Raw genomic sequence first — 12,894 nt, forward strand, 5'->3', positions numbered from 1 at the left:
CTTAGCTCATTTGAACGTGGCAAAATATCTTACAACCGGTATTGCATTTAATATTCCAAACTTGGGCTTTTTGAAGTGCTGATGACTTTTGTCGGTTCAACCCCTTCGATATCTTCCAGTGAACGACCGCCGGTTCTTTCACCCCAAATTCCAATGGATACTGCTACCAGCAAGAACATAGCACCAATTACGCCAAACAGTACTGTGTAGCCGAACATATTGAAGATTATCGGAACGGTGAGCATTGCTACCGCAGTAAGCAATCTACCGGTACTAAAAATTATACCTGTGGCACTGTTACGTATGCGCGTTGGATACTGTTCAGCCAAGTAAGACCACATCATAACGAATACGCCGTCCATGAGAATTCTGATTATAAAGCCAATTATTACGATAAGCATTGGAATTTTCAGAGTACCAAAGGCGATTGTCAATACACCGATTATCAGGCTGAATATTACCATAGGAACTTTTCTGCCGCCCTTATCCGATACAAGGGCAACGGACGTGCAACCTATGGGGCAGCCAAATGCTACTAAAGCTGTCATCCACAAAGCATCTTCCAGCGAGAAACCGTATTCATTCAGTAATGTAGGCATCCAGCCAAAGAACATAAAGTAGCCAACCGTAATACAGCAAACCATGGTGATCAGTACCGCACTCTTGCGAGCGTATTTTCTACTGAATAACTCTTTTATTATCTCTAAAGTTCTTTTTAGGGATCTTTTATCTTTTTGAATAACGTTATCTTCTGTAGCAATGATCGGTTCATTTTTGATGTCTAATTTCGCATCTGGCGCAAACTCACGAATAACTTTCACTGCTTCTTCATATCGACCCTTGCTAAAAAGCCAACGTGGAGATTCCTTTAACCAGGAAAGGGCCAGGAAAAAGATGAAGATGCCTGATCCGCCGATGAAAAATATAACCCTCCATGCATTTGGACCGGTTGGTACAATTGCTTGAGCAATTTGACCGACTATCGGTATGCTCAGTGTACCTATACCTACAGCTATCGCCTGCCATTTTCCCCTTGAGGCAGCCGGCAGGATTTCTGTAATATAAACCATTGCTACGACAACCATAGACAGGACACCAACACCGGTCAATGTTCTGGTAATTAAAAAGATTCCTTGGTTAGGTGCCAAACCGTTTAATATAGAAAATGTTGAGAAGAAAACAACTGAAAACAAGAATGCCTTCTTTCTACCTATAGCATCTGATAACCACCCCCCAATCCAACAACCAATTAACATACCTACAAAAGTAAAGGAGTTAACTAAGCCGATCCAATCCAGAGAAACGCCCCAGAAATTTGTCAGTGCAGGAGCAACGTAAGAGAAGGTAAATAGGTCAAGCTGGTCAAATGCATATGCTAAAGCAAGTATAATCACAAACTTGAAATGTTCCTTACTTAATTTCGCTTCATCCATCGCTTTATTCAAATCTTTACTGGTCATATTCTTAACCTCACTTCGTAAGATAAATGTTTTTGATAAACGATAGAATGAGTATTGTTCGTTTTAGATCAAGAGCTTTTTTAAAATCACCCCTATAGTCGCAATGGGTGAACTTTCTACCCACTGCTCTATAGAGGTGATTAATTTTTGCTATCTTTCAAGCTTTTTATTTATCAATATCAGAATTTTCTATATTCCCTTTAATAAAGTGGAAAGGCAATTAATATTCTTCAGCCAATATCTGATAAACCGGTGCCCCTTCACACTGGGCAGGCATCCGTACCCCGCCCAAGACCGCTACTGTTGGTACAAAGTCAACCTGCCGAATGATTCTATCAGTTTTAAAACCTTCTTTGAGACCCGGTCCTGCAGCTATAAAAATCGGTGAAACGGAAGTATTGCTTTCTCCGTAAGTTGTAGAGAGGCTGTCGGCATGGTCAAAGTTGTACCCTTCTGCCATCCAGTAAACGATATCTCCGCATTCCGGGCCACCATAACCCAGCAGTACCGCATCTTTGTTACGTAGAGCAACTGAAACCACACGTTTACCTGTTTTCTTGTCTCTATAACCGTATAATGCAGTTATAATCTCTTCTTCCAGCTCATATTTGTCGGCCGGATCTACAATGCCTTCAGGATCCCTGCCCTTCAAATTGATGTAAATATTACATTCTCGCACAGCAACCGCTTTTGTCTTAGACCAATCGATCTCAGGGAGCTCATTGCCATTCTCATCTTTCTTGAGGACTGTAAAGCCTAATTCCTGCATCAGTCTTACTTCAACGCCGCCACAATCACCTAAAAACTGGAGATCGTGTTTAGATGCAACCAAGCCATGATCGGAAACAATTAGAATAGTCCACCCTTCATCTAAAAGGTGTATAAACTTTCCAAGGTAATAATCTGTCTGCACATATACATCTTCCATGAATTTTGCATAGACCTCATGGGGATGACGGTTAAATTCCTTATCTGCTAAGTGTTTAACAAATTTATGTCCCTGTAGGTCAACATTATGGAAGTGAGAGAATACTACATCCAAATTCTCTGATTCGATCAAATGCAGGATAGCTTTGGCTTGCCAATCAGCAGATACGTACCAATTATCTAACATACAATCGGTAATTAAGGTTTTATCCTGGCAGCCTATATATGAAGTAGGAGGAATATAACCTACGTTCTCGATTATTTCCTTAAACAATCTTTTCGGATGGAAGACACTGTCATTTTCCGTATCCATTGCAGCAGAAACATAAATGGTCAACTTGCTGCCATCCGGCTCAAGGTTTAAAAGTTTTATGTTGCGATTAGCTCTATATCTGACATCATCCTTTATTGCTTCTGCAATAACCTCACGGCACATAACTCCCTTTTCAAGCACCACAATTGGTTCCGCTGATTTCTTATTCTTAAATATTGCGACCTTATCATATATTCCGTCTTCATTGCGCAAAATTAACGCCGGATATCTTAACAAGCCACCTGAAAATAGTATGGTAAACTCTTTTGCCCCTTCCGGAGCATTTTCCCAACCGGTAGCTTCTTTAATAGGAGATTGCTGCATATCAATAGGAAGTTCTGTTGCCGCACTTTCTTTTTGACTCATTTTCAGAATTAATCTTTTTAGGTACTTCTGACTCCATTCGTCCATAGACTGCATATCTTCATCATTTTCAATTTTCATGTTTTCCACGACACATGGTGCTATGGCATCTGACGCACCTTGGGGAACGTATCTGAGCTCTTTTATATCAACACTTGCGCCTACTAAAAATTCTTTATCCACTGTCGCCACTGCCATTCCTACACTGCCGGGAGCAGTCCCGTCCACAACCATTAAATTAGGATTATCTGAAGTTGGAGGCCAAGAAGAACCCGGCCAATGCCAAACCAAAGTTTTTTTGCCCGCTTCAGCAAAAACATTCCACAGAGGCTCAGCACGACAATTTCTTGAATCCATATTGTATTCAATCGTATCCAAGCCCCGATCAGATGCTCTGTAAAAACCGGTAATACCATGTACATTGGCATAGCATCCTGTAGCTAAAGTTGTCCACATTGGAGGGGTCACTGTAGGATGAGCGCCTAACATGACTAAATCCTCTCTGCATGCCCCTCTTTCAATGTATTTTTTAACATTGGGCATTTTGCCCTCGTCCACATATTTGCGAGTAAGTCTCGGATCCATTCCGTCTACGCCCAGTATCAAAATTTTATTAGCTAGTGCTTTCCTTTGCATTTTTCAACCAGTACCTCCTTGTAGAAACTGAAAGGTTGCTGGTTACCGGTAACCGTTGAGTTAGTTTTTAGTGTTTTTATTACAAAAAATCTTAAAAAGTTATGTTTATCGATAAACAATATAAAATTTAAACATTTTGATTTGTTAACTTAATATTAATGTGATTGTTAGAACACTATCTATATCAGGATTGGAATGCAGATATTCGTTTTTGGAATATTTAAAAGTAACTTTCGTGGATAAACATCTTCCATCGGCTCACAAAAAACTAAACGACCTCTGCTTAAACAAAAGAAGTCCCTTGGTTTTTTATATAACTCTCCGTGCAGTTTCTCACCATTTTTGCATTGCGCCATATCATAATACATGAAAACATTTCCTTAACTGCATGGAGGTGCCTACATCATGTCTTCATCAGGCTGCCGTCGACCCATTAGATGTCCGTCAGGGTTTCAATGTCAATACACCGTTACTGCCGGAGATACCATGTATTGCATAGCTCGCCGCTTCGGTGTTAGCTTGGATGAATTAATTTGGGCAAATCCCCATATTCCGGATCCCTGCGAAATTTATCCCGGCGATCGGATATGTGTACCGTGCCGCCCGAAACATGAACTGCGACTAGCCACCACAACCAGCACAGTAGATACCGGGCTTTTGGATGTGTTAATTCCCCGATTTGAAAGGCAAACCGGTTGTTCCGTTACCGTTAGCTCAGTAGGTTCGGGATCGGCTATAGGAATGGGATCAAAGGGTGAGGTGGATGTGCTATTAACTCACTCACCTGAGCTGGAAAGAAGTTATGTGGAAAGAGGTTATTTCACCAACTACCAATTGGTAATGTATAATGATTTTATTATTGTTGGCCCGCCGGAAGATCCGGCAAACATCAGAAACATGGAAAGTGCCGCCAGCGCCTTGGCGCAAATAGCCCAACACGAGGCGACATTTGTATCCCGCGGGGATTACTCCGGTACCCATCTTAGAGAGCTCAACCTTTGGGAAAGAGCGGGGATAGAACCTGAAGGTGATTGGTATTTGCAGGCCAATGCCGGCATGGCGGAAACCCTTAAGCGGGCATCGGAAGAGGGGGGTTATACACTTTCAGATCGGGGCACTTATCTGGCTCAAAGACAAAATCTTGATTTAGAAATTTTAGTAGCCGGCGACCCATTGTTGTTAAATATTTATCATGTGATGCAAGTAAACCCGGAAAGGTTTGCCGACATCAATGCACAGTGTGCCGAAGCTTTTGTTCAGTTTATGGTGAATCCGCATACTCAACGAATAATCGGTAATTACGGTGTAGAAGAGTATGGTGAGCCTTTGTTTATCCCTGCCGCCGGCAAAGATATAGAAGATATCACGGGGTAGCAAACCAACCGGTAACTGTTCGATAAATAGTCGGGGCGCATCAGCACTACTTTTTAGTAGTTGGCGATGCGCCCCGGATACTAATATTTACTTAAAACTTTTCTGAAATAGCCTTAGCCTGTGTAAAGAGCAACAGGTAATCTCTGCCACCGGCTTTGGAATCGGTTCCGGACATTTTAAATCCGCCGAAAGGATGTACGCCCACCAAAGCACCGGTGCACTTGCGGTTGAAATAAAGGTTACCTACATGGAATTCACGTTTTGCTTTTTCCAGTTTTACGCGATCCCGTACATATACCGAACCGGTAAGCCCATACTCGGTGTTGTTAGCTATTTCTAAAGCCTGATCAAAATCTTTAGCCTTGATAAATGCCAGCACCGGCCCGAAAATTTCTTCTTGTGCTATTACCGCATCAGGCTGAATGTCAGCAAAGATAGTCGGCTGTACATAATAACCGCCCAAGCTTTCCAGTGTATCTCCACCTAGCAGAAGCTTGCCTTCCTTCTTACCAATTTCTATATATGACTTAATTTTATCCAGAGAAGCTTGATCAATCACCGGACCAACCGGATGATTTTCTGCAGCCTCCCCTACAGTTAATTTACTTGCCTTTTCAACTACCAGTTGAACTACCTTGTCGTATACGTCTTCTACTACAACTGCCCGGGAGCAGGCAGAACATTTCTGTCCTTGAAAACCAAAAGCAGAGGTTACAATGCCGGCAGCCGCTTCTTCTAAATCAGCACTGCTATCAACAATTATTGTGTCTTTACCGCCCATTTCGGCGATCACGCGCTTAATATGGTACTGACCTTTAACGGTTTTAGCGGCCAATTCATTAATTCTTAATCCTACTTCTTTAGAACCGGTGAAATTAATAAAGTTTACTTTGGGATGACTTACCAGGTAATCACCAATGACCCCGCCGCTTCCCGGCAGATAGTTTACTACACCGTCAGGTAAGCCTGCTTCCTTTAAAATGTCCATGAAGATCGCCGCAATTACCGGTGTATTGCTGGCGGGTTTTAGTACTACTGTGTTTCCGGCCACAACAGCTGACGCCGTCATCCCGGCCATAATCGCCAACGGGAAGTTCCAAGGCGGAATAATCGCACCTACGCCTAAGGGAATGTATACCAGTTCATTTTGTTCCCCCGGAATTGCCACCAACGGTTGGGGTTCTGCCAAACGCAACATCTGCCGGCCGTAAAACTCTAAAAAGTCAATCGCTTCGGCTGTATCTGCATCAGCCTCCGCCCAGTTTTTGCCTGATTCATAAACCAGCCAAGCGGAAAGTTCATTTTTTCTCCGCCGCATGATGGCAGCAGCCTTAAACAGCATACCTGCTCTCACTTCAGGACTAACCTTCGACCACATGCCAAAGGCATTTTCAGCACTGTTTATGGCTTGTTCCGCCAACTCAACCGTTGCTTTGCCAACGTAACCAACAACCTGATCCTTCCGGGACGGGTTAATGGATGTAATTTTTTCTTCTGTTTCAATTTCTTTGCCGTTAATGACAATCGGATAATATTGTCCTAGTTTAGACTCTACTAATTTCAATGCTGACTTAAATTCATCTGCAACTGACGGATCATTAAAATTTTGAAAGGGTTCGTTTTTAAACTCTATCATCATTTTACTGTCACCTCGAATAACTAAATTTTAAATTAGCAGATTAAGCTAAAAGATTTTGTTGATACTGATCAAAATTCCTATATCTCCGTTCAGAAAAATCGCCGGTACTCTTTTAAGTGTTTTTTAAATCAATTCAGTCTCCAAAACCTGCACGTAAGATCAAAAAGTTTCCTGATATAAACAACGTCACCTGCCTTTCTCAAGAAAAAGGGGTTGGTCAGTACCCCCTTGAAAAGGACAGCACTAACCAACCCCTATCCCATTGGGAAGGCAAATGCTCTCCTTTTCAAACACGGAAGGCTAACCGGTTTCCCAGTTAACCCTATCGGCCAAAAACCATAGCATAAGCCTTAGGTAATTTGGCTCGGAGAGAAGTTTTTGATTATACTTCTGAAAATAACAGAAAAGCTGAAACCAAAATCCAATATTGGCGGTTTCAAGCTTGGCGGGTCACGAAATATAGTATTCTACAGTTAGCTTTAATAATCCTTTTTTCTTTAAAATGCAAGACATTTCAAAAAAACGCAAGTGCAGTATAACTAAAAAATGGCCTTGAGTGTTTGGTTACACCTTCAAAAGCGGCCGATATTGCAACAAAAGGTTTGCGGGGTAAAACGCCTAAAAAGCCAGATTGTCACGGGATTGTCACAGCTAAAAAAATGGGTTCCGGCAAAACGCCGGAACCCTTGATATACTTGGAGCCGAAGAAGGGATTTGAACCCTCGACCTACGCATTACGAGTGCGTTGCTCTACCGCTGAGCTACTTCGGCAGTTATCAGCAGATTATATTTTAAACTTTAATGTTTTATATGTCAAGGGATAGCGTGTTTATACTTTGAAAGCCACAGGTAATGGTTTGATATACTTCCCGCCAGCTGCTACAGCGCGGACCAACCCACGGCGAATGTTTATTGTGTGGAGCATTAAACAAAATTACCTTAAATCCGGCTGCTGACAGCTGCAGGGCATTATGGTAGTTATCCTCAATGATAACATCTACAGCCAGTTTTTGACAGATCGCCACTTTATCATGGCTGTTTAACAAGTGCAAGCCATGATAGGGCAGTTGATATTTTTTCAGCCAAGCAGCGGTAAGCTCTTTAAGCCGCGGATTGCGGGCAGTAATAATGTGAATTTGATGCTCACCGGCCAACTGCTGCAAATATTTATCGGCTTCTTTAATTAACGGCGCTTTGGTGATAATTTCCGCCTCTGCCTCACTCATTAAACTGATAAATTGTTTGCGGGTAATTGGAAAGGTCTTGGTGACATCATACTGCCTGATATCCTCAAGGGTTATGTTTTTACCGGTATATTTGTTTAAACAATCAACTAATAAAGGTAAGTTGTCACAAATTGTGCCGTCTAAGTCGCATCCGATAATCATCTTTTTATTGTTACTCCTTCTATTTTAAGCAGTTTTTCTTTCCAAGCCGGGCTAGCGCCAAAACCGCCTAAACTGCCGTCTTGTTTAATTACCCGATGACAAGGAAGCACCAGTAATACACGGTTTCTGGCTAACGTATTACCTACTGCCCGACTGGCATTAGGACGGCCGATCATCTCCGCTACTTGTTTATACGAACGGGTTTGACCATAAGGAATTTTTTGAATAGCTTGCAGTACCTGCCGCTGAAAAGGTGTCGCCCAGGTAAGATCAACGGGAAAGTTAAAATGGCACTTGTCACCGGCAAAGTAGCGGTTCAGCTGGACTGTCAGCTCATTAATTAAGCTGTTAACGTTATCACTTTCTGAAAGGTCTTCAGGATTTAGCTGCAGGTAATCTATCAGTGTCACCATTGCTTGAGCAGGCTGAGCAAAAGGTAATGTCAAAGCAGACAGCCCAATATCCGACCAAGCAACGCCGATCCAACCGGATGTCAGTTTAATTAGCTGATATTTCATGGCAGTAATCCCTCTGTAAGAAAGTTAGTGGGCGGTGCGGTAACCGCCCCATAAAACGATTGTTTAAAAGGTTGTATGTTCCGTACGGGCGATAATTTCATCCTGCAGTGCTTTGCTTAAGTCGCAGAAATAGTCGCTGTAGCCTGCTACCCGCACAATTAAATCCCGGTATTTTTCCGGATTGGCTTGCGCATCCCGCAGTGTTTCCGCACTAACCACATTAAATTGAATATGGTGGCCGTCCAGGTTAAAGTATGCGCGCACCAAATGGGCAAGATTATCAATACCTTCGTCGCTCTGCAGTAACTGCGGCGTAAATTTCTGGTTTAACAAAGTGCCGCCGGTACGTAAGTGATCAATTTTAGAAGCGGATTTCAACACGGCGGTTGGCCCCCGCCGATCTGCGCCTTGTACCGGAGAAATCCCTTCAGAAAGGGGCTGCCATGCCCTGCGCCCATCCGGGGTTGCCCCCAGTACGGAGCCAAAGTAAACGTGGCAGGTAGTGGGCAAAAGGTTAATGCGATAAACACCGCCTTTGGTATTTTTGCGCCCGTTTACTGCGTTATAAAAAGCTTCAAAGGCCATGCGTAACACGTCATCGGCATAGTCATCGTCATTGCCGTATTTAGGTGTTTTATTTACCAGAGTTAAGCGCAGTTTTTCATTATCGGCAAAATTGTTGCTCAGAGCTGATAACAGCTCCGCCATGGTTATATTTTTTTGATCATAAACATGGTATTTTATAGCAGTTAAGCTGTCGGTTAAACTGCCCAATCCCACACCTTGAATGTAAGTAGTGTCATAACGGGCACCGCCGGCGTTGTAATCTTTACCTTTAGCAATGCAGTCATCAATTACTATGGATAAAAAGGGAGCAGGCATAATATCGGCATAAAGCCGTTCAATAATGTTGTTTCCTTTTATCTTGATATCAACAAAGTGCTGCAGCTGCTTTTCAAAGGCGGAAAACAGTTCTTCAAAACTGTTAAAGCTCTCAGGAATACCGGTTTCTAAGCCGATTTTTTTACCGGTACGGGGATCAATGCCGTTATTTAACGTAATTTCTAAAATTTTAACCAAGTTAAGGTAGCCGGTTAAAATGTAGCTTTCCTTGCCAAAAGCACCTGTTTCCACACAGCCGCTGGTGCCGCCGTTGCGTGCGTCAATAATGGATTTTCCCTGACGCAACAGTTCTTGCACTACCGCATCGGCATTAAATATTGACGGCTGCCCCCAACCTTTTCTGATAATGCGCAGCGCCCGTTTTAAAAATTTATCGGGATTCTTTTTGCTCAGTTGAATGTTGGAGCTGGGCTGCAGCAAGCGCATTTCATCAATGACATCCAAAATCAAGTAAGTAACATCGTTAACCCCGTCTGAACCGTCTGCTTTCAGTCCGCCGGTGTTGATATTGGCAAAATCGGTGTACGTGCCGCTTTCTTCAGCTGTTACCCCTACTTTGGGCGGAGCAGGCTGGTTGTTAAATTTGATCCAAAAACACTGCAACAGTTCTTTAGCTTTCTCTTCAGTCAGTGTACCATCGGCCAGCCCTTGTTTATAAAACGGATAAAGATGCTGATCTAAGCGTCCGGGATTGAAGGAATCCCAAGTGTTAAGCTCGGTAATTACGCCAATATGCACAAACCAGTAGGCCTGCAGTGCTTCCCAAAAATTGCGGGGGGGATTAGCCGGTACGTGATCACATATTTCGGCAATTTGCTCCAACTCTTTTTTACGGTTTAAATCAGTTTCCCTGGCTGCCAACTGCCGAGCCAATTCAGCATGCCGCTTAGCAAAAGTAATAATGGCATCGGCACAAATTTGCATTGCTTTAAGTTGTTGCTCTTTGTAATAAGCTTCCGGATCATTCAAATAATCCAGGTTATCCAAAGCGGCTTGAATGTCTTTTTTAAAGTCTAAAAATCCTTTGCGGTAAATCTTATCGTCCAGCACAGTGTGGCCGGGCGCCCTTTGTTCCATAAATTCGGTAAAAATACCGCTTTCATAAGCTGCATGCCATTCCGGCGGCAGTTCCTTAAAAATAATATCCCGCATGGATTTGCCGCGCCAATAGGGAATTATTTCTTTTTCGTAAAGTTCGTATACTTCTTTATCCACGGTATAACTGATTTTCTCTCGGTTGTTTAAAACATCCAAATCTTTTAAACTGTGACAGCACAGCTCGGGATAAGTAGGTACCGCTTTGGGAGCCGGTCCCCGCTCACCGACAATTAATTCACCCTCATTAATACAAATGGCTTTGTTTTCCATCAGATATTTAAAGGCCAGCGCTCGTTTGATGGGTGCTGATTCATAACCGCAGTTACGGTAAAATTCAGTGATCAGCTTTGCCCGTTCGCCGGAAATATACGGTTTTGTTTCCAAACTGCGTCTTCTTAATTCCGCCACTCTTTCATTCATACGCTTTAGCCTCCAATCTTTGTTGTTAAACCAAACTTCTGTAATTGATTAGCTAAAACAGCCATATATGCTGCCGTTGGCTCTTTAAGGTCCGGAAGTAGGTATGTTCTGTTTAACCGTCGATATTTGTCGGTTCCCGCCCGATGGTAGGGCAAAAGGTGAACTTCATTTAGTTTGAGTGAAGTTAACAGTTCGCCGATATCATTGATATTTTTTTGATCATCGTTTATGCCCGGAATAATCGGCACGCGGGCAATAATACGCGCCTGGTTTTCAGCCAGCATTTTTAAGTTCTCTATAATCATCCGGTTAGACACACCGGTATATTTTCTATGAGCGGCATCATCCATCAGTTTTAAATCATAAAGAAACAAATCTACCAGAGAGCTAAGGCGCAGCAATGTCTCCGGCCGCGCATAGCCGGTAGTTTCCAATGCCGTGTGAATTTCCCTCTGTCGGCAGACTTTTAGCATGGCCTCTAAAAAATCAGGCTGCATCAGCGGTTCACCGCCGGAAAAAGTAACCCCGCCGCCGGATTGCCGGTAAAAAACCATATCTTTTTCAATCTCGTGCAGTGTTTCTTCTATTGACATTGTTCTGCCAACCAGCACTCTGGCCTCAGCTGGACAAACTTCTGCACATTTCCCACATTGGGTACAGTTTTCCGGATGGGCCATTGCTTGGAATTGACAGGCTTTTTGACATTCGCCGCAGCCAATGCAACGGTTCGGCCAAAGCATTATTTCCGGTTTTAGCGCTTGTCCCTCGGGATTGTGACACCACCAGCAATTTAACGGACACCCTTTTAAGAAAACGGTAGTACGTATTCCCGGCCCGTCGTGTACAGAGTATTTCATGATGTCAAAGATACATCCAGTCATTAAACAGCGATCACCTAACCTTTTGGGAATTTGTTGCTTCGTCTTGGGCCTCTGAAACGGTAAAGATATACAAACCCAAAATAATTACCGCACCGCCCAGCAACTGGAGCATTGTCGGTACTTCGGCAAAGAAAATGTAGGCTAAAACAGTGGCCCCAATCGGTTCACCGAGAATGCTTACTGAAACCACCGCCGCCTGTACATAACGCAGTGCCCAGTTGAAAACGGTGTGGCCAAATATTGTCGGCACAACAGCCAGAGCTAAAAACCAAACCCAGGTAATGGGCTCGTAAGGATAAAGCGGTTGACTTAAGGCCAAGCTTAAGGCCAAAAGTGTGAACGCAGAAGCACCATACACTAACGTTACATATGAAAATAATGATAAGCGGGCGCGCAAGCGGCGGCCGATTAAAACATAACCGGCTTCAAAAATTGCGCCGGCAAAAGCCAGCAAGTCACCCCACAGGGCTTTTCCGCCCAATTGAAAATCATTAATGCCAATTATTATGCTGCCGGCAATTGCCATGCCGGCACCAAGCACACCTTTTTTGCCGATTTTTTCTTGAAAGAGAATTAAAGCCCCAATAATAACAAACAGCGGATGCATGGAAACCAGTACGGTGGAACTGGCCACCGTAGTGTAGTTAAGGGAAGTAATCCATACTGCAAAGTGCAACGCCAAAAACACCCCGGACAATGCCGCCAGCAGGAAGTCTTTGGCTTTCATCTGCCTTATTTCCTGCCTGCCGGTAAGATATGCCGCCGGCAGCAGTAACAATACGGTAAAAGCTAAACGATAAAAGGCAATAATTAACGGTGGAGCGTCGGCAAACTTAGTAAATATCGAAGAAAATGAAGCTGCCAATACTCCTAAAAAAATCGCTAAAAAAGGGTTTACAATCGGTTTAGTATCTTGCATCTCGCCGTCCTCGTCTTTTAATCATCCAGTTAGTTAAAACTATTCTACACCTTTT

9 protein-coding genes, 1 tRNA gene and 1 riboswitch are annotated in these 12,894 nt (G+C 43.2%); of the genes, 1 reads left to right on the forward strand and 9 read right to left on the reverse strand.

Annotated features, from left to right (window positions below; genetic code table 11):
• Nucleotides 1-47 precede the first annotated feature (47 nt).
• The gene (locus ACZ5NG_RS09420) at nt 48-1,460 is read right to left on the reverse strand and encodes an MFS transporter (RefSeq protein ID WP_464251561.1); all 1,413 of its coding nucleotides are present in this window, start codon (nt 1,458-1,460) and stop codon (nt 48-50) included.
• Nucleotides 1,461-1,680: 220 nt separating this feature from the next.
• Entirely contained in the window at nt 1,681-3,699 is a 2,019-nt protein-coding gene (locus ACZ5NG_RS09425; protein WP_464251562.1) for an alkaline phosphatase family protein, read from the reverse strand.
• Between the two features lie 405 nt (nt 3,700-4,104).
• On the opposite strand from ACZ5NG_RS09425, the gene ACZ5NG_RS09430 reads away from it, so the two are divergent.
• Nucleotides 4,105-5,073: a substrate-binding domain-containing protein gene (locus tag ACZ5NG_RS09430; RefSeq protein WP_464251563.1), complete on the forward strand. Its 969-nt coding sequence runs from the start codon at nt 4,105-4,107 to the stop codon at nt 5,071-5,073.
• 91 nt (nt 5,074-5,164) lie between these two features.
• Here ACZ5NG_RS09430 and pruA read toward each other — a convergent pair whose 3' ends face one another.
• The 7 genes from pruA to ACZ5NG_RS09465 form a co-directional block, all read right to left on the reverse strand.
• Nucleotides 5,165-6,712, reverse strand: coding sequence for an L-glutamate gamma-semialdehyde dehydrogenase (gene pruA / locus ACZ5NG_RS09435; RefSeq protein WP_464251564.1), 1,548 nt, complete (start codon nt 6,710-6,712; stop codon nt 5,165-5,167).
• A 263-nt stretch (nt 6,713-6,975) separates the two neighbouring features.
• Nucleotides 6,976-7,094, reverse strand: a riboswitch (molybdenum cofactor riboswitch).
• A 314-nt stretch (nt 7,095-7,408) separates the two neighbouring features.
• A tRNA-Thr gene (locus ACZ5NG_RS09440) sits at nt 7,409-7,483 on the reverse strand.
• Nucleotides 7,484-7,518: 35 nt separating this feature from the next.
• Nucleotides 7,519-8,100 (reverse strand): 5' nucleotidase, NT5C type, encoded by a 582-nt coding sequence (locus ACZ5NG_RS09445; RefSeq protein ID WP_464251565.1) that lies wholly within the window; start codon nt 8,098-8,100, stop codon nt 7,519-7,521.
• Nucleotides 8,097-8,618 carry a methylated-DNA--[protein]-cysteine S-methyltransferase gene (locus tag ACZ5NG_RS09450; protein ID WP_464251566.1) on the reverse strand — a complete coding sequence of 174 codons (522 nt, stop codon included), beginning with the start codon at nt 8,616-8,618 and terminating at the stop codon, nt 8,097-8,099. The genes ACZ5NG_RS09445 and ACZ5NG_RS09450 overlap by 4 nt, the downstream gene beginning before the upstream one ends.
• A gap of 63 nt (nt 8,619-8,681) precedes the next feature.
• On the reverse strand, nt 8,682-11,039 hold the full coding sequence (gene hypD, locus ACZ5NG_RS09455) for a trans-4-hydroxy-L-proline dehydratase (protein ID WP_464251567.1): 2,358 nt from the start codon (nt 11,037-11,039) through the stop codon (nt 8,682-8,684).
• Nucleotides 11,040-11,044: 5 nt separating this feature from the next.
• Complete coding sequence (locus ACZ5NG_RS09460; protein WP_464251568.1) at nt 11,045-11,920, reverse strand: glycyl-radical enzyme activating protein; 876 nt, start codon at nt 11,918-11,920, stop codon at nt 11,045-11,047.
• 10 nt (nt 11,921-11,930) lie between these two features.
• Nucleotides 11,931-12,839, reverse strand: coding sequence for a DMT family transporter (locus ACZ5NG_RS09465; protein ID WP_464251569.1), 909 nt, complete (start codon nt 12,837-12,839; stop codon nt 11,931-11,933).
• Nucleotides 12,840-12,894 lie beyond the last annotated feature (55 nt).

The organism is Desulfovectis peckii, from assembly GCF_055391705.1.

Bases quoted from the DNA above. Each gene is read 5' to 3' on its own strand.
- pruA (WP_464251564.1), bottom strand. From the start codon at position 6,712: ATGATGATAGAGTTTAAAAACGAACCCTTTCAAAATTTTAATGATCCG.
- ACZ5NG_RS09460 (WP_464251568.1), bottom strand. From the start codon at position 11,920: ATGACTGGATGTATCTTTGACATCATGAAATACTCTGTACACGACGGG.
- ACZ5NG_RS09425 (WP_464251562.1), bottom strand. From the start codon at position 3,699: ATGCAAAGGAAAGCACTAGCTAATAAAATTTTGATACTGGGCGTAGAC.
- ACZ5NG_RS09445 (WP_464251565.1), bottom strand. From the start codon at position 8,100: ATGATTATCGGATGCGACTTAGACGGCACAATTTGTGACAACTTACCT.
- hypD (WP_464251567.1), bottom strand. From the start codon at position 11,039: ATGAATGAAAGAGTGGCGGAATTAAGAAGACGCAGTTTGGAAACAAAA.
- ACZ5NG_RS09450 (WP_464251566.1), bottom strand. From the start codon at position 8,618: ATGAAATATCAGCTAATTAAACTGACATCCGGTTGGATCGGCGTTGCT.
- ACZ5NG_RS09465 (WP_464251569.1), bottom strand. From the start codon at position 12,839: ATGCAAGATACTAAACCGATTGTAAACCCTTTTTTAGCGATTTTTTTA.
- ACZ5NG_RS09420 (WP_464251561.1), bottom strand. From the start codon at position 1,460: ATGACCAGTAAAGATTTGAATAAAGCGATGGATGAAGCGAAATTAAGT.
- ACZ5NG_RS09430 (WP_464251563.1), top strand. From the start codon at position 4,105: ATGTCTTCATCAGGCTGCCGTCGACCCATTAGATGTCCGTCAGGGTTT.